Source organism: Streptomyces sp. NBC_01717, assembly GCF_036248255.1.
Taxonomy (GTDB): Bacteria; Actinomycetota; Actinomycetes; order Streptomycetales; family Streptomycetaceae; genus Streptomyces.
Window position 1 is genome coordinate 3,089,163 of sequence record NZ_CP109178.1, and the last position, 23,663, is coordinate 3,112,825.

Genomic DNA, 23,663 nt, shown 5'->3' on the forward strand with positions numbered 1-23,663 from the left:
CGGGACCGAACCTCCGGGTTGTCACACCGGCAGGCGAGAATGAGCGGCGATGTGCATCGAGGGGGAGATCGCCACGAACACCGACCCGACCGGCCTGTGGTCCCTGGTCGTCCCGTTGAAGCCGCTGGCACAGGGCAAGAGCAGGCTCACGGGGGCGGCCGGCGTCATGCTGCGCCCCCGGCTCGCCCTGGCCTTCGCGCAGGACACCGTGGCTGCCGCGCTGTCCTGCCGGGCCGTACGGGATGTGGTGGTCGTCACGGACGACCCGGTGGCCGCGGCCGCGCTCGCGGCGCTCGGGGCGCGCACCGTTCCCGACGAACCGGCCGCCGGGCTCAACGCCGCACTCGTCCACGGCGAGCGGGCGGTGCGCGACCGGCGGCCCGCCGCCGCGGTCGCGGCGCTGAACGCGGATCTGCCCGCACTGCGACCCGCGGAATTGGCCCGGGTCCTCGATTTCGCAACCGAATTTCCTCGCGCATTTGTTACGGATGCGACAGGAATCGGCACGACATTTCTTTCGGCTACGTCCGGGGTGGAATTGCGTCCGGCTTTCGGTGGCCCGTCCAGGGCTCGGCATCTTTCCTCCGGCGCGGTGGAAATCACGTCAGCCGGTATCGATTCGGTCCGCCAGGACGTGGACACCGGCGACGATCTGCGGGCGGCCGTGCGCCTCGGGGTCGGCCCGTACACGGCGGACCGCTGGGCCGCGGGCGTGCCCGCGCGGGACCGATAGGCTGCCGTTCATGCAGGCGACCTCGTACACGTACGACCCCGAGACCCGCACCGGCAGTGTGCTGCTCGACGACGGCACCCCGGTGGAATTCGACGCCCCGGCCTTCGACGCGGGCGGCCTGCGGCTGCTGCGCCCCGGGCAGCGGGTGCGGATCGAGGTCGCGGGCGAGGGTGCGGACCGGCGGATCACCCTGGTGACGCTGCAGACGTTCTGAAGGGCGCCTCGGACCACCGGGCCCCTCCGGCAGCGGGCCGGGCCCCGAACAGCCCGCGGGCCGGGCTCCCCATGGGGAGCCCGGCCCGGCGCGTGTGAGAAGCCCTGCGCTGCTCGGTCTCACTTCTTCCGCGCGACGGCCTTCTTGGCCGTGGTCTTGCGCGCCGTGGTCTTCTTCGCGGGCGCCTTCTTCGCCGTGGTCTTCTTGGCGGGCGCGGTCTTGCTGGCGACGGTCTTCTTGACGGCCGTGGTCTTCTTCGCCGCCGCGGCCGTGGTCTTCTTGGCCGGCGTGGTCTTCTTGGCCGCCGCGGTGGTCTTCTTCGCGGTGGTCTTCTTGGCGGCGGTGGTCTTCGCCGCGGTCACCGCCTTCTTGGCGGTGGCCTTCTTCGCCGTGGCCTTCTTGGCAGTGGCCTTCTTGGCGGCGGCCTTCGTGGTCGTACGGGTGGAAGCACCGCCCGAGAGGCTGCCCTTGGGCGCCTTCTTCACGGCCACATCGTGCTTGGGGAGCTTCTTCGAGCCGCTCACCAGGTCCTTGAAGCCCTGTCCCGCGCGGAAGCGGGGCACCGAGGTCTTCTTGACCCGTACGCGCTCACCCGTCTGCGGGTTGCGGGCGTAGCGAGCCGGCCGGTCGACCTTCTCGAACGAGCCGAAGCCGGTGACCGAGACACGGTCCCCGGCGACAACGGCACGGACGATCGCGTCGAGTACCGCGTCGACAGCGTCTGCGGCCTGCTGGCGGCCGCCGACCTTGTCGGCAATCGCTTCTACGAGCTGCGCCTTGTTCACGTCTTCCCCTTCGGAGACATTGCCAGAACGAAAGTGTTCAAGCGTTTTCGCACGTTAGGCAGATATATACCGCAAATCAAACACGAAACGGGCTAATCACCCTAGTGCCGCAACGAAGTCGACCGCTGCGCAGTTCCGCAGAGTCAGTCACCTTCGGGGAATCGGCCCTCATCGAGGTCCTTCATCAACCGGTCCAGACGCCTTGCCGCATCCGGTAGATCGTGCTTCGCCGCGGCCGTGACGACCAACAGCTTCCGGGACAGCGCCATCCTTACGCCCTCCGGGACTTGCAGTGCGCGCACTCTTGCGTGCGCTTCCTTCAATTGGTCGGCGACTTGGCCGTAAAGCTTGAGTTGGCTGTCGCGTTCCATGCACCGATTGTGCCATCTGGGGCGAGTTGTCGCCCGACGGGGTCTCAACAAGCGACTGCGCCCTCTACCAGAAGGTAGAGGGCGCAGTACTGGAAACGCGCTGCTCAGGCGTTAATTGTACGCGGCTTGAAGGTCGGCCTTGCCGCCTCATAAGTCGCGATGTCCGCTTCGTTCTGAAGGGTGAGGCTGATGTCGTCCAGCCCGTTCAGCAGTCGCCAGCGGGCGTTCTCGTCGAGCTCGAAGTCGGCGGTGATGCCCTCGGCGCGGACCTGGCGCTCCTCCAGGTCGACGGTGATCTCGACCTTCGGGTCGGCCTCGGTCAGCTCCCAGAGTGCGTCGACCACCTTCTGGTCGAGCACGACGGTCAGCAGGCCGTTCTTCAGCGAGTTGCCGCGGAAGATGTCGGCGAACCGGGACGAGATGACGGCCTTGAAACCGTAGTTCTGCAGGGCCCAGACGGCGTGTTCACGGGACGAGCCGGTACCGAAGTCGGGACCTGCCACCAGGACCGTGGCGCCGTCCCGCTCGGGGCGGTTGAGGACGAAGTTCCCGTCCTTGCGCCAGGCCTCGAAGAGTCCGTCCTCGAAGCCGTCGCGGGTGACCTTCTTCAGCCAGTGGGCGGGGATGATCTGGTCGGTGTCGACGTTGCTGCGGCGCAGCGGGACAGCCCGGCCGGTGTGTGTGGTGAAAGCTTCCATGATTCTCAGACTCCGGCGGACGTACGGGCGTCGGACAGGTCGGCCGGCGAGGCCAGGTGGCCCAGCACGGCGGTGGCGGCGGCGACCTGCGGGGAGACCAGGTGAGTACGGCCGCCCTTGCCCTGCCGGCCCTCGAAGTTACGGTTCGAGGTCGAGGCGGAGCGCTCGCCGGGGGCCAGCTGGTCGGGGTTCATACCGAGACACATCGAGCAACCCGCGTGCCGCCATTCGGCGCCTGCCGCGGTGAAGACCTTGTCCAGGCCCTCCTCGACAGCCTGCAGGGCGACCCGGACCGAACCGGGGACGACCAGCATCCGTACGCCGTCGGCGACTTTGCGGCCGTCCAGGATCGAGGCCGCGTTACGCAGGTCCTCGATGCGGCCGTTGGTGCAGGAGCCTACGAAGACGGTGTCGACACCGATCTCGCGCAGCGGCTGCCCAGCGGTCAACCCCATGTATTCCAGGGCCTTTTCGGCGGCGTTCCGCTCCGAGGCGTCCTCGTACGAAGCGGGGTCGGGGACGTTCGCCGACAGGGGCGCACCCTGACCGGGGTTGGTGCCCCAGGTGACGAACGGGGCCAGTTCCGCGGCGTCGATGACCACCTCGGCGTCGAAGACCGCGTCCTCGTCCGTGCGCAGCGTCTTCCAGTACGCGACGGCGGCGTCCCAGTCCTCGCCCTGAGGGGCGTGGTCGCGGCCCTTCAGGTAGTCGAACGTGGTCTCGTCCGGGGCGATCATGCCGGCCCGGGCGCCCGCCTCGATCGACATGTTGCAGATGGTCATCCGGGCTTCCATCGAGAGCTTCTCGATGGCCGAGCCGCGGTATTCGAGGATGTAGCCCTGGCCGCCGCCGGTGCCGATCCGGGCGATGATCGCGAGGATCAGGTCCTTGGCCGTCACGTCGTGGGGCAGTTCGCCGTCGATGGTGATCGCCATCGTCTTCGGACGGGCCAGCGGCAGCGTCTGGGTGGCCAGCACGTGCTCGACCTGGCTGGTGCCGATGCCGAACGCCAGCGCGCCGAACGCGCCGTGCGTGGAGGTGTGGGAGTCGCCGCAGACGACCGTGGTGCCGGGCTGGGTCAGCCCCAGCTGCGGGCCGACCACGTGCACGACGCCCTGCTCGACGTCGCCCAGCGGGTGCAGCCGTACGCCGAACTCCGCGCAGTTCTTGCGCAGCGTCTCCAACTGGGCGCGGGAGACCGGGTCGGCGATGGGCTTGTCGATGTCGAGGGTCGGGGTGTTGTGATCCTCGGTGGCGATGGTGAGGTCGAGGCGCCGCACCCGGCGTCCGGCCTGACGGAGGCCGTCGAAGGCCTGCGGGCTGGTCACCTCGTGCAGCAGGTGCAGATCGATGAAGAGGAGGTCGGGCTCACCTTCGGCGCGCCGGACGACATGGTCGTCCCAGACCTTCTCCGCGAGTGTCCTACCCATCGCTTTCCCTCCGGCCGGCGTCTTCGCCGGCCCAACTAGAGATTCGGTGCGCCGCCGTCCGGACCCCCGTGCGGGGCGGTGGCTTCGGGCCGTTGTATGGCCGCCCCTACAGGTTCGCAACTTCTGCCGAAAATTGAACTTGCGTTTCACAGAGTGAGACGCGAGTATCGTCGTATGGACAACTCTAGCGGCGTCGGCGTTCTCGACAAGGCAGCTCTGGTATTGAGCGCCCTGGAGTCCGGTCCGGCCACCCTCGCCGGGCTGGTCGCGGCGACCGGGCTCGCACGACCCACGGCCCATCGACTGGCCGTGGCACTGGAACACCACCGGATGGTGGCGAGGGACATGCAGGGCCGTTTCATCCTCGGCCCGCGGCTGGCGGAGCTCGCGGCCGCGGCCGGCGAGGACCGCCTGCTGGCGACGGCCGGCCCGGTGCTCACACACCTGCGCGACATCACCGGCGAGAGCGCGCAGCTCTACCGCAGGCAAGGCGACATGCGGATCTGTGTGGCGGCCGCGGAGCGGCTGTCCGGACTGCGGGACACCGTGCCGGTCGGCTCCACACTCACCATGAAGGCCGGCTCGTCGGCCCAGATCCTGATGGCCTGGGAGGAGCCGGAGCGCCTGCACCGCGGCCTCCAGGGCGCCCGCTTCACGGCGACAGCGCTTTCCGGCGTCCGGCGGCGCGGCTGGGCCCAGTCGATCGGCGAGCGGGAGCCGGGCGTCGCCTCGGTCTCGGCGCCGGTGCGCGGCCCGTCGAACCGGGTGGTCGCCGCCGTCTCGGTCTCCGGACCGATCGAGCGGCTGACCCGCCACCCGGGCCGGATGCACGCCCAGGCGGTCATCGACTCGGCCGCGCGGCTGAGCGAGGCCCTGCGCCGCAACGGCTGACGTACTCGGTTCCCCCCTGATCCGAAAGGCCGCCCCAGCGTCGTGGCGGCCCCGCTCAGCCCTTCCGCTCCGTGACCGAGCGATGCGCGAGACGATCCGCCGCGCGACGGCCCCGCCCCTCGACGGGCAGCACGCCGGTCACCGCAGCCAGTCCGTACGGCGGCATGTCGGCGTAGATCGACTCGTACGATCCCTCAGGTGCGATGTACGTCTCGTGCCACAGCCCCACGTGCTGCCTGGACTTCTTCTCCTTGCGGTTCATCATCGCCCAGGCCTTGCGGTGGAACATGTCGGGAGCGCTCGCGTACGCGTACAGCTTCTCCTTCGACTCCCAGTACTGGACGACGTAGTACGTCCTCGGCGACCCGGTGAGCAGCGTGTAGCCGAGCAGTCCGCGACTCCTGTCCCGGCTCAACTCCCGCAGCATGCGCGGCATTGCGGCGAGAACCGGCAGCCAGTGGTGCACGCCCCAGAAGTGGTTGATGCGCATCCCGATGAGCAGGACGACCACCTCCCCCTCAGCGGCCGCGGTCGTCCGCCCCGGTATCGGCTTGGCAAACATGCAGTGCCCCCTGTCTCGTGGCGACCATTGGAGAGCGTCACTATCCAATGATTGGATAGTGGCACTGCCCAAGGGGTGGCGCAAGGGAAGGCACCGGACATGCGACTGTCGGAACTGAGCAAGCAGAGCGGCGTCACGACCGCGACGATCAAGTACTACCTGCGTGAGGGGCTGCTGCCGCCCGGTGAACGCGTCAGTGCGACCCAGGCCGAGTACGACGAGAGCCATCTGCGCCGACTCCGTCTGGTGCGGGCGCTGATCCAGGTCGGCCGCCTTCCGGTGGCAACGGCACGCGAAGTACTGGGACATGTCGACGACGAGGCACTCGGCCGGACGATCCGCCTCGGCGCGGCGCTGTGGTCCCTGCCGCACGGCCCCGAGCCGGACGAGGAGGCCCCGGAGACGGCCGAGGCGCGCCACGAGGCCGACCGGCTTCTCGACCGGCTCGGCTGGGCGTTCGTGAAGGATCTCGGCTCACTGGACCCGGTCCATCGCGCACTGGTTGCGTCGATGGCCACCCTCATCCGGCTCGGCTACCCGTGTGACATCGAGTACTTGGCGGAGCAGGCCCGCCTCATGGAGCAAGTGGCCGTCCACGACCTGGACATGATGGAGTCCTATCCGGCGGGCGCTGAGCAGGTGGAGATGGCGGTCGCCTCGGTGGTGCTCTACGAACCGCTGCTGCTGGCGCTGCGCAGGCTGGCCCAGGAGGAGGAGTCGGCCCGGCGGTACGGTCTCTGAACACAGCGGGTCCCCGCGCACAACGGGCCCCGGACATACGACCAAGGGCCCTTCACCGAAGTGAAGGGCCCTTGGTCTTCTGCTCTGTTGTACCCCCGACCGGATTCGAACCGGCGCTACTGCCGTGAGAGGGCAGCGTGCTAGGCCGCTACACAACGGGGGCGTGTTTTACAGATGAAGCTCTGCGCTGGGCTACCAGGACTCGAACCTAGAATGACGGTACCAGAAACCGTAGTGTTGCCAATTACACCATAGCCCATGGTGTTACAAGTACCCCCGACCGGATTCGAACCGGCGCTACTGCCGTGAGAGGGCAGCGTGCTAGGCCGCTACACAACGGGGGCCCTAGCGATCCTGCATCGAAATCGTGGGTGCGACCCAGGTGATCTCGCGGGAAGGATCTGTACCCCCGACCGGATTCGAACCGGCGCTACTGCCGTGAGAGGGCAGCGTGCTAGGCCGCTACACAACGGGGGCGTGTTTTACAGATGAAGCTCTGCGCTGGGCTACCAGGACTCGAACCTAGAATGACGGTACCAGAAACCGTAGTGTTGCCAATTACACCATAGCCCACCAAAACTCAACCCCCAGAGGGGATTTTGTTCGGTTTGCGCTTCCCGGCCGGATCTTTCGGCCCGCTCGGGCGGCGCAGGAAGAACATTACCTGAAGGTGTCCGGCGCTCCAAAACGGGTATTGCCCGCCAACAGTCCGGGGAGCTGATCAAGTCCGGTGATCCGGACCAGCTCGGGCCGCCCGCCACGCCCGTCCCTGTCCAGCCAGACCCCCTTCAGTCCGGCCGCCACCGCCCCACCGGCGTCGATGTCCGGGTGGTCGCCGACGTACACGACGTCCTGCGGCGCCAGCCCGAGCGTGTCGCAGGCGGCGTGGAACGCCCCGGCCTCGGGCTTGGAGATGCCGAGCTCCACCGCGCACACCACGGCCTCGAAGCGGTCCCGCACGCCGAGAGTGCGCAGCTTGCGGTCCTGGTTGTGGATGCTGGAGTTCGACAGGACGCCATGCCGGTAGCGGTCGGCCAGCAGGTCCAGAGCCGGCACCGCGTCCGGGAAGAGCGCCCAGGCGGCCTCGTAGTGGACGACGTGCCGGCCGAACCAGGCGTCGGCCTCCGCGTCCGTCAGCGAGCGCCCGAGGAACGCACGGACCCGGTCCCGGCGCTGTCCCTGGAAGTCGGTCTCCCCGGCGGCGAAACGCACCCACTGCACGTCGGTGATGGCCCGCCATGCGTCGAGTGCCTGCTCGACGGACGCGTATCCGGCAGGCAGGCCCTCGCTCGCCAGGTGTTTGCGCATACCGACACGGTCGGCGCCCGTGTAGTCGAAGATCGTGTCGTCGATGTCCCAGATCACGGCTCGGATCGGCATGAGGCCACGCTACCGCTCAACCGGGGCTCGGCCACGCGGAAGGGGGCGACCACCGGATGAACCGGTGACCGCCCCCTTCCGGCGTACAGGAGACGCTTACGCGGCCAGCTTGGCCAGTGCCGCGTCGATCCGGGCGACCGTCTTCTCGCGCCCCAGGATCTCGAGGGACTCGAAGAGCGGCAGACCGATCGTGCGGCCGGTGACGGCGACGCGGACCGGGGCCTGGGCCTTGCCGAGCTTCAGGCCGTGCTCCTCACCGGCGGCGAGGATCGCGTTCTTGAGCGCCTCGGCGTTCCACTCGGACTCGATCAGCTTGGCCCGGGCGGTGACGAGCAGGGCGTCGGAGCCCTCCTTCATCGCCTTGGCCCAGGACGCCTCGTCCTCGACCGGCTCGTCGAGGAAGAGGAAGTCGACGTTGGCCGTGATGTCCGAGAGGACGGTGACACGGGTCTGGGCGTAGGGGGCGATGGCCTCGAACCGGGCGGCGTCGAAGGCCTCCGGGGCCCACGGCGCGAACGGGGCCTTCAGCCAGGGACCGCACGACTCGGTGAAGGTCTTCACGTCGAGCATGCGGATGTGCTCGGCGTTGATGTGCTCGCACTTCTTCAGGTCGAAGCGTGCCGGGTTGGCGTTGACGTCCTTGATGTCGAACGCCGCCACCATCTCCTCGACGGAGAAGATGTCGCGGTCCTCGGCGATCGACCAGCCCAGCAGGGAAAGGTAGTTGAGCAGTCCCTGAGGGAGGAAGCCGCGCTCGCGGTAAAGGTTGAGCGAGGCCTGCGGGTCACGCTTGGAGAGCTTCTTGTTGCCCTCGCCCATGACGTACGGCAGGTGCCCGAAGACAGGGGTCTCCTTGGCGATGCCCAGCTCGATCAGCGCCTTGTAGAGGGCGATCTGGCGCGGGGTGGAGGAGAGCAGGTCCTCGCCGCGCAGGACGTGGGTGATCTCCATCAGCGCGTCGTCGACCGGGTTGACCAGCGTGTAGAGCGGGGCGCCGTTGGCCCGGACGATGCCGTAGTCCGGCACGTTCTCCGGCTGGAAGGTCAACTCGCCGCGGACCAGGTCCGTGAAGGTGAGCGCCTCGTCGGGCATCCGGAAGCGGACGATGGACGTCCGGCCCTCGGCCTCGTACGCGGCGGTCTGCTCGGCGGTCAGGTCGCGGCAGTGGCCGTCGTAGCCGGACGGCTTGCCGGCGGCGCGGGCGGCCTCGCGGCGGGTGTCGAGCTCCTCGGTGGTGCAGTAGCAGTGGTACGCGTACCCGCCGGCGAGAAGCTTCTCGGCGACGTCCTTGTAGATGTCCATGCGCTGCGACTGCCGGTACGGGGCGTGCGGGCCGCCGACCTCGGGGCCCTCGTCCCAGTCGAATCCGAGCCAGCGCATCGAGTCGAGCAGCTGGTCGTACGACTCCTCGGAGTCGCGGGCCGCGTCGGTGTCCTCGATCCGGAAGACCAGGGTGCCGCCATGGTGCCGGGCGAAGGCCCAGTTGAAGAGGGCGGTGCGGACCAGGCCCACGTGGGGGTTGCCGGTCGGGGAGGGACAGAACCGTACGCGGGGGGGTACCCCCTGCTCGAGCGAGGTCGAGAGCTTGGGGGAGTTCGTGTTAGCCACGCTTGATCACCTTGTTGGTGAGAGTGCCGATGCCTTCGATGGAGACGGCGACCTCGTCGCCGACATGCAGGGGTCCGACCCCTGCCGGAGTGCCGGTGAGGATCACATCGCCCGGGAGCAGCGTCATCGCCTCCGTGATGTGGACGACCAGGTCCTCGATGGAGCGGATCATTTCGCTCGTACGGCCCAGTTGACGTTGCTCACCGTTGACCGTGGCCTGAATGGCGAGGTCGCTGGGGTCGAGGTCGGTCTCCACCCAGGGGCCCAGCGGGCAGGACGTGTCGAAGCCCTTGGCCCGGGCCCACTGCTTCTCGCGCTTCTGGGCATCGCGGGCGGTGACGTCGTTGGCGCAGGTGTAGCCGAAGATGACGTCCTTGACGCGCTCACGCGGCACTTCACGGCACATCCGGCCGATGACCACGGCCAGCTCGGCCTCGTAGTGCACTTCGTTGGAGAAGGAGGGGTACTCGATGGCGTCCCCGGAGCCGATCACCGACGTGGTGGGCTTGAAGAAGGCGACCGGTACGTCCGGGACCTCGTTGCCGAGTTCTGCGGCGTGCTCCGCGTAGTTGCGGCCGATGGCCACGACCTTGTTGGGGAGCACGGGCGGCAGCAGCCGGACCTTGCTCAGCGGGACCTTGGTGCCGGAGAGCTCGAAGTCGGCGTACGGGATGCCCTTGATGATGTCGAGGACGAGGTCACCGGAGTCGACGGTGCCGTCGCCCTCGACCGCGCCGAAGGCGACATTGCCGTCGATGGAGAACCTGGCGATGCGCACGGGATGCTGTCGCCCCTCACTTGCTGGCTGGCTGAAGACTGACGCCCCAGGCTAACGCGGGTGAGGGGGACAATCGCGCGCATTACTCGGCGGTGGCGGCCATGGCCGGGGCTTCCATCAGGATGGTGCGACGCGGGTTGGCCGTCTGCGTCGGCAGGTCGACGGCGTGCTCCGGCTGTTCCGGCGTCTGCAGCACTTCGGCGTCCTTGAGGTGCGCCAGCGTGGTGCGCCGGGGGTTGGCAATGTTGCGGAACATCATCGTCGTCTTCATCTGCCGTCAAGACCCTGTCGGTACGGGCGCCGCCGGGAGGGGCGCCGGTTGTCGGATTTGCCATCCCTGTAAAGCGTCAGGCTAAACATCCAATTCCCTCCGGATCCCCGGAAGGGACGACGATCATCATGTGAGTTTGCTCACGAAGCAGTCGACAATTACCTCATTCCGGACGCCCGATCTTGATCGAAGAAACGGACATTGCATCACTGAATGAACCATTCCGCTGCTGATCATGTCGACTGGGACACCCCCGACCTCCACCACATGCGCGCGTGATGAACCGGTTTGCCCCTAAACACTCTCTACGACTTGTTACCCAGCCATCACAACGTGTCACTCCGGTCACAGCGTGACGCGGGGCCCTTGTTGGAGATCCGGCACTGTGCTGGAATTCCACGCACCGCCGCGGGTTTCAGGCCGGCGCGCAGGGGCGCAACGCAGCGCCGAGTGGCGGCGGGAAGGGGAAGAGCGCCGGTCACTCACGACCACCATGGGGCGGGAAAAGACGCCCCACGACGCCGACACCGTCCCGCCCGTCTACGCGGGGGGACGCCTGGTCCAGAGGTTGCGACGCTAGTGCAGGGACGTTTCAAGAGGGATGGCAGCGCTGCGGCGGAACAGGAGCCGCACGGCGGGACCGACCGCGGTTCCTCGCCCCAGCACGCCCAGAACCCCGGACCGGCCGCGGCCGGCGACAGCAGCGAGCGCGCCCCGCGCTCGGCCGGCCCGGCGAGCACCAGCGCCGGTCCGATCACCCCGCTCGTGCCCCGGGGCGCCGTCAACACGGGCTCGCGAATAGCTCTGCGGAACTGGCGCATCAGTACGCGCCTGGTCTCGCTGCTCGCCCTTCCTGTAGTCGCCGCGACCACCCTGGGTGGTCTGCGCATCAACGACTCCATGAACGACATCCAGCAGCTGGACCACATGCAGCTGCTCACCCAGATGACCAAGCAGGCGACCACGCTCGCCCAGGCGCTCCAGGAGGAGCGCGACCGGTCGGCCGGTCCGCTGGCCAACGGGGTCAAGGCCGACGACCCCAAGGTCGCCGAGCCGCGCAAGAGGACCGACCGGGCGAAGTCCGCGTTCTTCGAGGCGACGAACGAGATCGGCAACACCGACGACGACGAGGCTCTTGAGGGCATCCACTCGAGCGTCGCGCAGATCGCCGGCCAGCTCGGACAGATCCGCGACATACGCAAGGACGCGTACGCGAAGGGCAGCCCGAGCCTCCAGACCGTCGACGCGTACAGCCAGCTGATCACCTCGCTGCTGAGCCTCTCGCAGGACATGGCGCAGGCGACCAGCAACCCCGAGATGATCAAGCGGACCCGTGCCCTGGCGGCGTTCTCCTCCGCCAAGGAGTACGCGTCGGTCCAGCGGGCGATCATCGCCGCTGCGCTGCCGGGCGGCGGTGTCCGAAAGGGATCGCATCTCGACCAGAACGACCGGCAGTTCGGCCGCGCCGCTCTCCACAAGGAGACGCTGGCGCTGAAGTCGTTCGACGTGACCTACACGGCCTCGGGACAGAACGCCGAGGAACTGACGGCGACGCTGGAGAACGGCAACAACCCGGAGATCAAGGCCGCCGACACCTACGCGCAGAAGGTGCTCGACAGCCCCACCGGCATGGCGGGCACGGCGGAGCGTTCGTACCTGGACTGGTACGACCAGAGCACCACCAAGATCCAGGCGATGAAGACCATCGAGGAGACTCTCCTCGGCCAGATGGAGGGCAAGGCCCGCGAGCTTCGCAACCAGTCGCAGCGCGAGGCCATCATCAGCGGTGCGCTCATCCTGCTGGTGCTCGGTGTCTCGCTGATCGGCGCCTTCGTCGTCGCCCGGTCCATGATCCGCTCGCTGCGGCGGCTGCAGGACACCGCCACCCGGGTCGCCCAGGACCGTCTGCCGGAGCTCGTCAAGCAGCTCTCCGAGGCCGACCCGCAGGACGTCGACACCTCGGTCGAGTCGGTCGGTCTGCACTCCCGTGACGAGATCGGCAAGGTGGCCGCGGCCTTCGACGACGTGCACCGCGAGGCCGTCCGCCTCGCCGCCGAGCAGGCGCTACTGCGAGGCAACGTCAACGCGATGTTCACCAACCTCTCGCGGCGTTCGCAGGGTCTCATCCAGCGTCAGCTCTCGCTCATCTCCGAACTGGAGTCCCGCGAGGCCGACCCGGACCAGCTGTCGTCCCTCTTCAAGCTCGACCACCTCGCGACCCGTATGCGCCGTAACGGCGAAAACCTCCTCGTCCTCGCGGGCGAGGAGCCGGGCCGCCGGTGGACCCGCCCCGTCCCGCTGGTCGACGTTCTCCGTGCCGCCGCCTCCGAGGTGGAGCAGTACGAGCGCATCGAACTGGCCGCGGTGCCCGCCACCGAGGTCGCCGGCCGTGTGGTCAACGACCTCGTGCACCTGCTCGCCGAGCTGCTGGAGAACGCCACGTCGTTCTCCTCCCCGCAGACGAAGGTCCGGGTCACCGGTCACGCACTGCCGGACGGGCGAGTGCTCGTGGAGATCCACGACACCGGTATCGGCCTCTCCCCCGAGGACCTCGCGGCGATCAACGAACGGCTCGCTTCGCCGCCCACCGTGGATGTCTCGGTCTCGCGCCGCATGGGTCTGTTCGTGGTCGGCCGGCTGTCCCTGCGTCACGGCATCCGGATCCAGCTGCGGCCGTCCGACTCCGGTGGCACGACCGCGCTGGTCATGCTCCCTGTCGATGTCGCGCACGGCGGCAAGCAGCCGGCACCGAAGCCGGCCGCGGGTCAGCAGCGCGCCGCCGGCAACGGCGCCGTTGCCGGCACCGGAAACCGGCCGGGCCTCGGCGCGGCTGCCGGTGCGCAGCGCGGACAGGTCGGTGCGGGCTCCGGTCCGCGGGCCGCACTGCCGGCGCGTGACGGCGGCGGTCCCCGCCAGCCGCAGAACCAGCAGGGCCAGCCGAATCAGCAGGGTCAGCCGCCTCAGCCGAACCAGCAGCGTCAGCAGAACGCCGGGTTCCAGGGTGCCGGGCTCTCCGGCACCGGCCCGCAGGACTTCGGGCGGCAGGAGCCGCCGCGTCAGGGCGGCGGGCTGTCCGGCGCCTTCGGCGGTGGCGCCCGGCTCGGCGCACCGGGCGGTCAGGGCGATCCCGGCCGTACGGACCAGGGCCAGTCCAACCTGTTCGGTCAGAGCCGGCCGGGGCAGTACGACCAGCCCGGTCAGCCCGGCCACCAGAACGGTCCGGCCGGACGGCAGGCGCCGCAGCCGCAGCAGGCCCGCCACAACGCCCCCGACAACCAGGGCGGTTTCCAGCAGTCCGGCGGCCCGGGCAACCCCGGCCGTCAGCTGCCGCCCGTCGGCGGTCCCCGTGCCGAACTGCCCGGTGGCAACCCGCAGCCGCAGCGCCCGCAGACCACCAGTTGGGGCACCGAGAACCCGTCGGTGCCGCGGCGCAACCCCCTCGACGCCCCGCGCGGTCACGAGGAGCCCGAGTCCACCGGCCAGTTCCAGCGGCCGATGAACCCGGCCATGGGCCAGCGTCCCCCGCTGGACGACCGGCAGGGCCCCGGCTCCACCGCCGAGTTCGCCCGTCCGGACTTCTCGGCCCCGGCCCCGCAGGCCCACTTCCCGCAGCACCAGGACCCGGCGGGCACCGCGCAGTTCGCCCGTCCGGACTTCGGCCGTCCGCAGCCGTCGCAGGACCAGGGGCTGCCGGCTCCGCGTCCGCGCGGCCGGGACAACGAGGACTTCCGTGCTCCGCGTCCGGCCGCAGCTCCCGCGGCTGAGGGGCAGTATCGTCCGGTCCTGCCGCCGCAGCCGCAGCCCGAGGCGCTGCCTCCGGCGGGCCCCGGGGACGGTCGTACGCCGCTGTACGACACCCTGGAGACGAACTGGTTCCACGGCCCGCAGCAGGGCGGTCAGCAGCCGCCCGCCGGGCCGCAGGCACCGTCCGTCCCGCAGCAGGCCCCCCAGGACCGTCCCGCTGCCCCGATGCCGCGTCGCGGTGCGGGTGACACGGGCGCCACCACCAGTACTTGGCGTAGCTCGCCGAACGACGATCTCGTCCGGCAGGCGGAGCGGGCCAAGAAGCCCGCAGCAGGCGGAATTACCACTTCCGGTCTGCCTCGCCGGGTGCCGCGTGCCAATCTGGTGCCGGGCACCGCCCAGCAGCAGAGCCACCAGTCGGGACCTCAGGTTTCGCGTGCGCCCGATGATGTGCGCGGGCGACTGACCAATCTCCGCCGGGGTATCCAGCAGGGTCGGCAGGCCAACAACGGCTCGTCGACCGGCAGTTTCCCACTCGGCCCCACTCACCAGCAGGAGCGTTAGTTGAGCCCGATGAGTCAGGCCGCACAGAATCTGAACTGGTTGATCACCAACTTCGTGGACAACACCCCCGGGGTGTCGCACACGGTGGTGGTGTCCGCCGACGGACTCCTGCTGGCCATGTCCGAAGGATTCCCGCGGGACCGTGCCGACCAGTTGGCGGCCGTCGCTTCCGGGCTGACCTCGCTGACCGCGGGCGCCTCCCGGATCTTCGAGGGCGGCGCCGTCAGCCAGACCGTGGTGGAGATGGAGCGCGGGTTCCTCTTCCTGATGTCCGTCTCGGACGGCTCCTCGCTGGCCGTGCTCGCCCACCCGGACGCCGACATCGGTCTGGTCGGGTACGAGATGGCCCTGCTGGTCGACCGCGCGGGAACAGTCCTGACCCCCGATCTCCGCGCCGAGCTCCAGGGCAGCCTGCTCCACTGAGGCGGCCATGAACCGGTGACCGACGCGATCCCCCCAGGTACCGCACTCCCACCATCGACCGTCCGGCCGCTTCAGCCCCCCACCGGCCCCTTCAGACGGCAAGCCGACACTCAGCTGTCACGCCCGGAGGATTCATGACCCCGCCACCCGCCTCACCCGATCCGTACGGCGCACTGCACCACGCGTCGTACGAAGGTGAAGGCGACCAGCCGCTGGTCCGTCCGTATGCCATGACCGGCGGCCGGACCCGGCCGCGCTACCAGCTCGCCATAGAGGCACTGGTCTCGACCACGGCCGACCCGGCGCACCTGGGGACGCTGCTCCCGGAGCACCAGCGGATCTGCCACCTCTGCCGTGAGGTCAAGTCGGTGGCCGAGGTGTCGGCGCTGCTGTCGATGCCGCTCGGTGTGGCCCGGATCCTTGTCGCGGATCTGGCGGAAGCCGGCATGGTGGCGATCCACCAGCCGGGTAACGGAGAGGCCGGCGGCGCGCCGGATGTGACACTGCTCGAAAGGGTGCTCAGTGGACTTCGCAAGCTCTAGCGGCGGTGCGGCCCGGGCCACCACCTCGGCAAAGATCGTGGTGGCGGGTGGTTTCGGCGTGGGTAAGACCACGTTCGTCGGTGCCGTTTCGGAGATCAACCCGCTGCGTACGGAAGCCGTGATGACGTCCGCGTCCGCGGGCATCGACGATCTGACGCACACCGGCGGCAAGACCACCACGACGGTGGCCATGGACTTCGGCCGTATCACCCTGGACCAGGACCTGATCCTGTACCTCTTCGGTACGCCCGGTCAGGACCGGTTCTGGTTCATGTGGGACGACCTCGTCCGCGGCGCGATCGGCGCCGTCGTCCTCGTCGACACCCGGCGTCTCGCCGACTGCTTCCCGGCCGTCGACTACTTCGAGAACAGCGGACTGCCGTTCGTCATCGCCCTCAACGGCTTCGACGGACACCAGCCGTACACCCCCGACGAGGTGCGCGAGGCCCTGCAGATCGGCCCCGACACCCCGATCATCACGACGGACGCCCGCCACCGCGGCGATGCGAAGAGCGGCCTGATCACGCTCGTCGAGCACGCGCTGATGGCGCGGCTCAAGTAGCCGAAGGCTCGCCGCAAGTCGGTATGGGGATACGGAAGTTGCTGTAGTCGCACGGGGGTGGACTGTGTCCTTTGACACGATCCACCCCCGCGTTCATAACGTTTCGACAGAGAATTACTCCGGCTTCAACACCCGATGCATTCGTCTGGTGTCGCTGTGCTCACATGAGCCCCGCCTTTTGACGGGGCTCGCTCTTTATGCCCGTTTTATCTGAGGCTTGGACCACTCGGAATGGCTGATTCCGACTGTTTGGAACGCGGCCGGTCCCCGTGCTGCAATTCGACGAAACTCCCGAGTAAGTACGGCCCTGAACGAGAAACGGCACAGCGTAGGTGCCGACGCCGAGAGGTTGTTGGTCGAGTGAGGCGTAGCAACGAGGGCTCCGCGGCGCAGCAGGAGCGGGGCAACTTCACCCCGCCGCCGCGCATCGCGGCGCCACCCGCCGAAGTGTCCGAAGAGGCACCGGCCGGCGGCAGCACAAGTCGGCTGTCCCCGCGCAACTGGCGGGTGCCCACCCGGCTGAACGCGATCCTTCTGATCCCTGTCCTGGTCGGCCTCGTCATGGGCGGCTTCCAGGTGAAGGGGTCGATCGACACCTGGAGAGAGGCCCAGGACGCCGAGAAGACCGCGCTGATCGTGCGCGCGGCCTCGGTGTACGGACAGGCACTGCTCAACGAGCGTGACCTCTCCGCCCAGCCCCTGCTGTCGAACAAGCGCGACGCAGCCGTCGTCGGCCAGGTGTACGCCGCCACGGACGCGGCCGCCGCCAAGTTCGACGAGGCCGTGCAGGGCATGCCGAAGAAGCAGGGCCTGGAGCGCCGCCTCCAGCTCTTCAAGCAGGAGGAGCCCAAGCTCCCCGACCTGCGCAAGGCCGCCTACGCCGAGGCCATGGACCCGGTGAAGACGGAAGAGGGCTACGTCAAGGTCCAGCACTCCCTGATGGAGTTCTGCAACGAGCTCGGCCTGGGCACCGGCAACATCACGAGCTACGGCCGTACGGTCTACGCGATCGAGCTGGCCAAGGCCGCAGAATCGCTTCAGCGCTCCATCGGTATGCACCTGCTGGTGCGCCCGAGCCAGGAGGGCGTCAAGTTCAACGCCCAGGTCAAGGCGTTCGGCTCGTACAACTACCTGGAGCAGATCGCCCTCGGCGAGTTCGTCTCCGGTGGCACGGAGGCCGACGCCGCCCGCCTGAAGCAGGTGATGGCCGCCAAGGCGGCCGACGGCGCCAAGAAGCTGAAGTCCGCAAAGGCGCAGGCGGACGCGGCAGGTGTGCCGTTCGTCGCGCCGCCCAGCATCGACGGCTCGGTCTTCGACGGGATGGCCCAGCAGATCGGTCAGGGTCAGCAGCCCGACAAGCTGGCCCAGAAGGGCATCACGCCTGCGACCTGGATGGCCGCCTCCACCGCCAAGTTCGACGGCTACACCACGGTCGAGGACGAGCTCGTCGACAAGGCGGTGACCGAGGCGGCGGACATCTCGTCGAGCGCCAAGACCGACGCCATCGTCAACGCCGCGATCGTGCTCGTGGCCCTGCTGGCCGCCTTCATCCTGGCCGGCCTCGTGGCCCGCCAGATGAGCCGCTCGATGCGCCAGCTGCGTACCGCCGCCTTCTCGATCGCCGAGCAGCGGCTGCCGATGCTCGTCGACCAGCTGTCGCGGACCGAGCCGGGCCGGGTCGACACCCGCGTCCAGCCGATCCCGATCACCACCCGGGACGAGATCGGCGAGGTCGCCCGCGCCTTCGACCAGGTGCACCGCGAGGCGGTTCGGCTCGCTGCCGAGCAGGCCATGCTCCGAGGCAACGTCAACGCGATCTTCACCAACCTGTCGCGCCGCAACCAGTCGCTGATCGAGGGCCAGCTGACCCTCATCACCGACCTGGAGAACAACGAGGCCGACCCGGACCAGCTGGAGAGCCTCTTCCGGCTGGACCACCTGGCCACCCGTATGCGCCGCAACGGCGAGAACCTCCTCGTCCTCGCCGGCGAGGAGCCGGGCCGCCGCTGGAACCAGCCGGTTCCGCTGGTCGACGTCCTGCGGGCCGCCTCCTCCGAGGTGGAGTCGTACGAGCGCATCGAGCTCTCCGGCGTTCCGGAGACCGAGATCCACGGCCAGGCCGTCACCGACCTCGTGCACCTGCTGGCCGAGCTGCTGGAGAACGCCACCACGTTCTCCTCGCCGCAGACCAAGGTCCGCGTCACCGCGACCCGGCTGCCGGACAGCCGCGTGATGGTCGAGATCCACGACAAGGGCATCGGCCTCACGGCCGAGGACTTCGCGGACATCAACCACAAGCTGGCCAACCCGCCGACGGTGGACGCCGCGGTGTCCCAGCGGATGGGTCTCTTCGTGGTCGGCCGGCTCGCCGACCGGCACGGCATCCGGGTCCAGCTGCGCCCCTCGGGCGAGCAGGCCGGAACCACCTCGCTGGTCATGCTGCCGGACGCGATCACGCACGGCGGCGGCGGCGAGCTCGAACCGCTCGCCGCCCAGGACGACTTCACGGTCTCCTCGATCATCCCGCGGCAGCAGGCCTTCGAACCGCTTCCGCACCAGCCCCAGATGCGTACGGCGGCGGAGCTCGGCTTCGACGATTCGCGCTACGAGGACCCGACGGTCGACCCCGCACAGCTGGACCCGGTGGGCCGCTCGCTGATGCGTGAGGAGCGCCGGGCCGCGCTGGAGGCCCAGGCGGGCGGCGAACGCCCGCAGTTCCAGGAAGACGCGTTCCAGGGCAATGCGTACCGGGACGCCTCCTACGCCGAGGACACGTACGCACAGGACCCGCAGCAGGAGCAGCAGTACGCGCAGGCGGCGTACGACAGTTCCTACGACGCGTACAGCGGCTACGCCGAGCAGTCCGACTACCCGTCGCAGGGCGGCTATACGGAAGCTGCATATGCCGCTGCCGAGAGCACTCAGCGAGGCTACGAGGACCAGTTCGCCGCCCAGCCCCACCAGGGAGAGTGGGCAGATCAGGGTGCGTACCAGGGTGCGTACGAGCCCATACCGCAGGCCGAACCGGAATCTGTCCCGAGCGCTCCCGCCGAGCCGCAGGAGCGCGTAGGCTTCGACCGTTCGGGTCCCACCCCGAACGTCGGCAGCGAGATGACCGATGCCGGTCTGCCGCGCCGGGGCGGTCAGCAGCACTGGCAGCCCACGGGCCGCGGAAACGACCAGTCCGTCGCAGCACAGCAGCAGCCGCAGCAGCAGGAACTGCCGCAGCGGCCGTCGCCCGCGCCGCAGGACGGGAACGGCTCCGACGACTGGCGCTCGACGAACGACGAGCGCTGGGAGCGGGCCGACAAGCTCCGGGAGCCGAAGGCGGGTGGGGTCACCCCGTCCGGACTTCCCCGGCGAGTGCCCAAGGCCAATCTGGTCGAGGGCACGGCGGAGCAGACCCAGCAGGGCGGCCCTCAGGTCTCCCGCGCCCCTGAGGACGTCCGGGGCAGGTTGAGCAACCTGCGACGGGGCATTCAGCGGGGTCGTAACGCTGGTTCGGACACAAGTAATACCTACAACCAGGAGCGTTAGTGTGAGCCCGATGAGCCAGGCGGCGCAGAATCTCAACTGGTTGATCACCAACTTCGTGGACAACACCCCCGGGGTGTCGCACACGGTGGTGGTCTCCGCCGACGGACTCCTGCTGGCCATGTCCGAAGGATTCCCGCGGGACCGTGCCGACCAGCTGGCGGCCGTCGCTTCCGGCCTGACCTCGCTGACCGCGGGCGCCTCGCGGATCTTCGAGGGCGGCGCGGTGAATCAGACAGTTGTGGAGATGGAGCGCGGATTCCTCTTCATCATGTCCATCTCCGACGGATCTTCGCTGGCTGTTCTCGCCCACCCCGACGCCGATATCGGTCTGGTTGGGTACGAAATGGCCCTTCTGGTCGATCGTGCAGGCACGGTCCTCACCCCGGACCTCCGTGCCGAACTGCAGGGAAGTCTTCTTAACTAGTAGACAGACAGTGCGTTATGCGTCACCGCACCATAAGGTGCGGTGGCGCGGCCCCACTGGGATCGGGACCGGCAGTCGGAGGAGGAATTGTGGCAACACCCCCAGGCGGACACCAGTACGACGGTGGTCAGCAAGTACCGGGCGAGCACGGGGACAACCGTTACAACTTCCCCTCCACACCCAGCAGACAGGGCTCGCAGCAGCCTTATGAGCCCCAGCAGCCGTACCCGCGCCGGCAGACGCAGGACGGCGGGTGGCAACAGGCACAGGGCGGCGGGTGGCAGCAGGACGGTGGCTGGCAGCAGCAGCCGCCGCAGCCCCCTCAGCGCCCGCATCGGATCGAATCGCCCCAGCAGCCTCGTATCCAGACGGTGCAGCCGCGGCGGCCCGCCGAGCCCGCCGCTCCCGCCGCCCACAACCCGCTGGTCCGTCCGTACGCCATGACCGGCGGCCGGACCCGACCGCGATACCAGCTCGCCATCGAGGCGTTGGTCAGTACCACGGCCGATCCGTCGCGGCTGCAAGGGCAGTTGCCCGAGCACCAGCGGATCTGCCGGCTGTGCTTCGAGATCAAGTCGGTTGCCGAGATCTCGGCGCTTCTCACGATCCCCCTCGGCGTTGCCCGGATCCTCGTAGCCGACCTGGCCGAGGCCGGACTCGTCGCTATCCATCAGCCCGGCGGCGACGAGTCCGCCGGCGGCCAGCCAGATGTGACACTGCTCGAAAGGGTGCTCAGTGGACTTCGCAAGCTCTAGCGGCGGAGCAGCCCGCTCCACTACCTCCGCGAAGATCGTGGTGGCAGGGGGCTTCGGCGTGGGTAAGACCACGTTCGTCGGTGCCGTTTCGGAGATCAACCCGCTGCGCACCGAAGCCGTGATGACGTCCGCGTCCGCGGGCATCGACGATCTGACGCACACCGGGGACAAGACCACCACGACGGTGGCCATGGACTTCGGCCGTATCACCCTGGACCAGGACCTGATCCTGTACCTCTTCGGTACGCCCGGTCAGGACCGGTTCTGGTTCATGTGGGACGACCTCGTCCGCGGCGCGATCGGCGCCGTCGTCCTCGTCGACACCCGGCGTCTCGCCGACTGCTTCCCGGCCGTCGACTACTTCGAGAACAGCGGACTGCCGTTCGTCATCGCCCTCAACGGCTTCGACGGACACCAGCCGTACACCCCCGACGAGGTGCGCGAGGCCCTGCAGATCGGCCCCGACACCCCGATCCTGACCACGGACGCCCGCCACCGCGCGGACGCCAAGAGCGCGCTCATCACGCTTGTGGAGCACGCGTTGATGGCGCGCCTGCGGTAGGCTCCGGCAGCCATACGAAGAGGCCCCGCACTCCCGAGGGAGTGCGGGGCCTCTCGCGTGCTGCGGGCCGTCTGCTGGGCCGTTGTCAGCCCTGCCAGGAGTGCGGGGCGCGGAAGCCCGGGGTGCGCTCGAGGCGGCGCCAGCCGGCGTGGGTACGGCCGCGGTGGGCCGGGGCGGCGGCGGGGGTGGCAGCTGCGCGGGCGAGCAGGACCGCGGTTATCGCGGCCAGCTCCTCGGGGTCGGCAAGACCCTTCTCGACGCGCAGCACGGACTCGGCAGGAGTGGTGCTCATGGATGTCTCTCCGTCTTCTCGGCAGTACGTGGCGGGCTGTGCGGGGTGGTGCACCGGCCGCTGCTACTGCGGGGGGTTGCCGTGCTTGCGGGACGGCAGATCGGCGTGCTTGGACCGGAGCATCGCGAGCGAGGCGATCAGCACCTCGCGCGTCTCGGCAGGGTCGATGACGTCGTCGACCAGTCCGCGCTCTGCGGCGTAGTACGGATGCATCAGTTCGGCCTTGTACTCCTTGACCATGCGGATCCGCATGGCCTCCGGGTCCTCGGCGTCGGCGATCTGCCGACGGAAGATGACGTTGGCGGCACCTTCGGCGCCCATGACGGCGATCTCGTTGGTGGGCCAGGCGTAGGTCAGGTCGGCACCGATGGACTGGCTGTCCATCACGATGTACGCACCGCCGTACGCCTTGCGCAGGATCAGCGAGATCCTCGGCACCGTGGCGTTGCAGTACGCGTAGAGCAGCTTCGCCCCGTGCCGGATGATTCCACCGTGCTCCTGATCGACGCCGGGCAGGAAGCCGGGTACGTCCAATAGAGTGATGATGGGAATGTTGAATGCATCACACATCTGGACGAAGCGGGCCGCCTTCTCGGACGCCTCGATGTCCAGGACCCCCGCCAGGGACTGCGGCTGGTTGGCGACGATGCCGACGACCTGACCGTCGAGCCGGGCCAGGGCGCAGATGATGTTGCGGGCCCACCGCTCGTGGATCTCCAGGTAGTCGCCGTCGTCGACGAGCTCCTCGATGACCTTGTGCATGTCGTACGGGCGGTTGCCGTCGGCGGGCACCAGGTCGAGCAGGACGTCGCCGCGCCGGTCGGCCGGGTCGTCGCTCGCCACGGTGGGCGGGTTCTCCCGGTTGTTCGACGGGAGCATCCCGATCAGGTAGCGGACCTCGGCGATGCAGGTCTCCTCGTCGTCGTACGCGAAGTGCGCGACGCCCGAGGTCTCGGCGTGCACATCGGCGCCGCCGAGCCCGTTCTGCGAGATCTCCTCGCCGGTGACCGCCTTCACGACGTCCGGCCCGGTGATGAACATCTGGGAGGTCTCGCGGACCATGAACACGAAGTCGGTGAGGGCGGGGCTGTAGGCCGCGCCGCCCGCGCACGGACCGAGCATCACGCTGATCTGCGGGATGACACCGGAGGCTCGGGTGTTGCGCTGGAAGATGCCGCCGTATCCGGCGAGCGCGCTGACGCCCTCCTGGATCCGGGCCCCTGCGCCGTCGTTCAGCGAGACCAGCGGGGCACCCGCCGAGATCGCCATGTCCATGATCTTGTGGATCTTCGTGGCGTGGGCCTCACCCAGTGCGCCGCCGAAGATGCGGAAGTCGTGCGCGTAGACGAAGACCGTGCGGCCCTCGACCGTGCCCCAGCCGGTGATGACACCGTCGGTGTACGGCTTCTTCTCCTCCAGGCCGAAACCGGTCGCCCGGTGCCGGCGCAGCTGCTCGACCTCCTTGAACGAATCCGGGTCCAGGAGCAGCTCGATGCGCTCACGGGCCGTCAGCTTGCCCTTGGCGTGCTGCGCCTCGGTCGCCCGGTCACTCGGTCCGCGCCGCGCCTGCTCACGCAGTGCCAGCAGTTCGGCCACCCGGCCACGGGTGTCTGTCGGCTCGCCCGGGGTTTCGTCCACAACGGTCATGTATCGACCCTACGAAGCCGACCAAGAGAAACGTGCCGTCGACTCTGCACAGTCTCCCGACCCGTTTCCTGGTGGAGCCGGACAGAACCCTTGCGCCATGCAGGCGAACCACCAGCCCACGACCGTCCCCTTTTGTGCGGGCTCCACAA

Annotated in this window: 23 protein-coding genes and 5 tRNA genes; 12 read left to right on the forward strand and 16 right to left on the reverse strand. The window is 68.8% G+C overall.

The window, feature by feature from the left end:
• The first annotated feature begins 49 nt into the window (after nucleotides 1-49).
• The gene (cofC, locus tag OHB49_RS13920; protein ID WP_030978731.1) at nucleotides 50-733 is read left to right on the forward strand and encodes a 2-phospho-L-lactate guanylyltransferase; all 684 of its coding nucleotides are present in this window, start codon (nucleotides 50-52) and stop codon (nucleotides 731-733) included.
• A gap of 10 nt (nucleotides 734-743) precedes the next feature.
• Complete coding sequence (locus OHB49_RS13925) at nucleotides 744-947, forward strand: hypothetical protein (protein WP_030928676.1); 204 nt, start codon at nucleotides 744-746, stop codon at nucleotides 945-947.
• A 119-nt stretch (nucleotides 948-1,066) separates the two neighbouring features.
• Here the strand turns inward: OHB49_RS13925 and OHB49_RS13930 are convergent, their stop codons facing one another.
• The 4 genes from OHB49_RS13930 to leuC form a co-directional block, all read right to left on the reverse strand.
• A complete protein-coding gene (locus OHB49_RS13930; RefSeq protein WP_329160569.1) occupies nucleotides 1,067-1,732 on the reverse strand; it encodes an HU family DNA-binding protein in 666 nt (221 codons plus the stop codon).
• A 143-nt stretch (nucleotides 1,733-1,875) separates the two neighbouring features.
• Nucleotides 1,876-2,103, reverse strand: a complete 228-nt coding sequence (locus OHB49_RS13935) for a hypothetical protein (RefSeq protein ID WP_030978727.1) — start codon at nucleotides 2,101-2,103, stop codon at nucleotides 1,876-1,878.
• Between the two features lie 104 nt (nucleotides 2,104-2,207).
• Nucleotides 2,208-2,801 (reverse strand): 3-isopropylmalate dehydratase small subunit, encoded by a 594-nt coding sequence (gene leuD, locus OHB49_RS13940; RefSeq protein ID WP_030978725.1) that lies wholly within the window; start codon nucleotides 2,799-2,801, stop codon nucleotides 2,208-2,210.
• Nucleotides 2,802-2,806: 5 nt separating this feature from the next.
• On the reverse strand, nucleotides 2,807-4,231 hold the full coding sequence (gene leuC, locus OHB49_RS13945) for a 3-isopropylmalate dehydratase large subunit (protein WP_329160570.1): 1,425 nt from the start codon (nucleotides 4,229-4,231) through the stop codon (nucleotides 2,807-2,809).
• Between the two features lie 174 nt (nucleotides 4,232-4,405).
• Between leuC and ndgR the strand changes: the two genes are divergently transcribed.
• Nucleotides 4,406-5,122 (forward strand): IclR family transcriptional regulator NdgR, encoded by a 717-nt coding sequence (gene ndgR / locus OHB49_RS13950; protein WP_030928691.1) that lies wholly within the window; start codon nucleotides 4,406-4,408, stop codon nucleotides 5,120-5,122.
• Nucleotides 5,123-5,177: 55 nt separating this feature from the next.
• Here ndgR and OHB49_RS13955 read toward each other — a convergent pair whose 3' ends face one another.
• The gene (locus OHB49_RS13955) at nucleotides 5,178-5,684 is read right to left on the reverse strand and encodes a DUF4188 domain-containing protein (protein ID WP_313939361.1); all 507 of its coding nucleotides are present in this window, start codon (nucleotides 5,682-5,684) and stop codon (nucleotides 5,178-5,180) included.
• Nucleotides 5,685-5,783: 99 nt separating this feature from the next.
• On the opposite strand from OHB49_RS13955, the gene OHB49_RS13960 reads away from it, so the two are divergent.
• Complete coding sequence (locus OHB49_RS13960; protein ID WP_329160572.1) at nucleotides 5,784-6,425, forward strand: MerR family transcriptional regulator; 642 nt, start codon at nucleotides 5,784-5,786, stop codon at nucleotides 6,423-6,425.
• A 90-nt stretch (nucleotides 6,426-6,515) separates the two neighbouring features.
• Here the strand turns inward: OHB49_RS13960 and OHB49_RS13965 are convergent.
• The 9 genes from OHB49_RS13965 to OHB49_RS14005 form a co-directional block, all read right to left on the reverse strand.
• A tRNA-Glu gene (locus OHB49_RS13965) sits at nucleotides 6,516-6,588 on the reverse strand.
• A 24-nt stretch (nucleotides 6,589-6,612) separates the two neighbouring features.
• Nucleotides 6,613-6,684 (reverse strand) — tRNA-Gln (locus OHB49_RS13970).
• Nucleotides 6,685-6,696: 12 nt separating this feature from the next.
• Nucleotides 6,697-6,769: transfer RNA gene (locus OHB49_RS13975), tRNA-Glu, on the reverse strand.
• A 60-nt stretch (nucleotides 6,770-6,829) separates the two neighbouring features.
• Nucleotides 6,830-6,902, reverse strand: a tRNA-Glu gene (locus tag OHB49_RS13980).
• A 24-nt stretch (nucleotides 6,903-6,926) separates the two neighbouring features.
• Nucleotides 6,927-6,998, reverse strand: a tRNA-Gln gene (locus OHB49_RS13985).
• Nucleotides 6,999-7,085: 87 nt separating this feature from the next.
• The gene (locus OHB49_RS13990) at nucleotides 7,086-7,805 is read right to left on the reverse strand and encodes an HAD family hydrolase (protein WP_329160574.1); all 720 of its coding nucleotides are present in this window, start codon (nucleotides 7,803-7,805) and stop codon (nucleotides 7,086-7,088) included.
• A 96-nt stretch (nucleotides 7,806-7,901) separates the two neighbouring features.
• Entirely contained in the window at nucleotides 7,902-9,413 is a 1,512-nt protein-coding gene (gene gltX / locus OHB49_RS13995; protein ID WP_329160577.1) for a glutamate--tRNA ligase, read from the reverse strand.
• On the reverse strand, nucleotides 9,406-10,191 hold the full coding sequence (locus OHB49_RS14000) for a fumarylacetoacetate hydrolase family protein (protein ID WP_030978713.1): 786 nt from the start codon (nucleotides 10,189-10,191) through the stop codon (nucleotides 9,406-9,408). Before OHB49_RS14000 ends, gltX begins: the two co-directional genes overlap by 8 nt.
• 82 nt (nucleotides 10,192-10,273) lie before the next feature.
• Nucleotides 10,274-10,462, reverse strand: a complete 189-nt coding sequence (locus tag OHB49_RS14005; protein WP_030978711.1) for a hypothetical protein — start codon at nucleotides 10,460-10,462, stop codon at nucleotides 10,274-10,276.
• Between the two features lie 579 nt (nucleotides 10,463-11,041).
• Between OHB49_RS14005 and OHB49_RS14010 the strand changes: the two genes are divergently transcribed.
• From OHB49_RS14010 to OHB49_RS14045, 8 genes are all read left to right on the forward strand, one after another.
• Entirely contained in the window at nucleotides 11,042-14,770 is a 3,729-nt protein-coding gene (locus OHB49_RS14010; protein ID WP_329160581.1) for a nitrate- and nitrite sensing domain-containing protein, read from the forward strand.
• 9 nt (nucleotides 14,771-14,779) lie between these two features.
• On the forward strand, nucleotides 14,780-15,193 hold the full coding sequence (locus tag OHB49_RS14015; RefSeq protein WP_024495006.1) for a roadblock/LC7 domain-containing protein: 414 nt from the start codon (nucleotides 14,780-14,782) through the stop codon (nucleotides 15,191-15,193).
• Between the two features lie 134 nt (nucleotides 15,194-15,327).
• Nucleotides 15,328-15,735 carry a DUF742 domain-containing protein gene (locus OHB49_RS14020; RefSeq protein WP_030978706.1) on the forward strand — a complete coding sequence of 136 codons (408 nt, stop codon included), beginning with the start codon at nucleotides 15,328-15,330 and terminating at the stop codon, nucleotides 15,733-15,735.
• A complete protein-coding gene (locus tag OHB49_RS14025; RefSeq protein WP_073738725.1) occupies nucleotides 15,716-16,297 on the forward strand; it encodes a GTP-binding protein in 582 nt (193 codons plus the stop codon). Before OHB49_RS14020 ends, OHB49_RS14025 begins: the two co-directional genes overlap by 20 nt.
• Nucleotides 16,298-16,657: 360 nt before the next feature.
• The gene (locus OHB49_RS14030; protein ID WP_329160582.1) at nucleotides 16,658-19,834 is read left to right on the forward strand and encodes a sensor histidine kinase; all 3,177 of its coding nucleotides are present in this window, start codon (nucleotides 16,658-16,660) and stop codon (nucleotides 19,832-19,834) included.
• A 10-nt stretch (nucleotides 19,835-19,844) separates the two neighbouring features.
• Nucleotides 19,845-20,258, forward strand: a complete 414-nt coding sequence (locus OHB49_RS14035) for a roadblock/LC7 domain-containing protein (protein WP_030980891.1) — start codon at nucleotides 19,845-19,847, stop codon at nucleotides 20,256-20,258.
• An 89-nt stretch (nucleotides 20,259-20,347) separates the two neighbouring features.
• Nucleotides 20,348-21,013, forward strand: a complete 666-nt coding sequence (locus tag OHB49_RS14040; protein WP_030980890.1) for a DUF742 domain-containing protein — start codon at nucleotides 20,348-20,350, stop codon at nucleotides 21,011-21,013.
• Nucleotides 20,994-21,575, forward strand: a complete 582-nt coding sequence (locus OHB49_RS14045) for a GTP-binding protein (protein WP_014048542.1) — start codon at nucleotides 20,994-20,996, stop codon at nucleotides 21,573-21,575. The genes OHB49_RS14040 and OHB49_RS14045 overlap by 20 nt, the downstream gene beginning before the upstream one ends.
• Before the next feature lie 85 nt (nucleotides 21,576-21,660).
• Here OHB49_RS14045 and OHB49_RS14050 read toward each other — a convergent pair whose 3' ends face one another.
• Together OHB49_RS14050 and OHB49_RS14055 are read right to left on the reverse strand one after the other, a co-directional pair.
• Nucleotides 21,661-21,867, reverse strand: coding sequence for an acyl-CoA carboxylase subunit epsilon (locus tag OHB49_RS14050; protein WP_093772301.1), 207 nt, complete (start codon nucleotides 21,865-21,867; stop codon nucleotides 21,661-21,663).
• A gap of 63 nt (nucleotides 21,868-21,930) precedes the next feature.
• Nucleotides 21,931-23,514 carry an acyl-CoA carboxylase subunit beta gene (locus OHB49_RS14055; RefSeq protein ID WP_030928728.1) on the reverse strand — a complete coding sequence of 528 codons (1,584 nt, stop codon included), beginning with the start codon at nucleotides 23,512-23,514 and terminating at the stop codon, nucleotides 21,931-21,933.
• Nucleotides 23,515-23,663 lie beyond the last annotated feature (149 nt).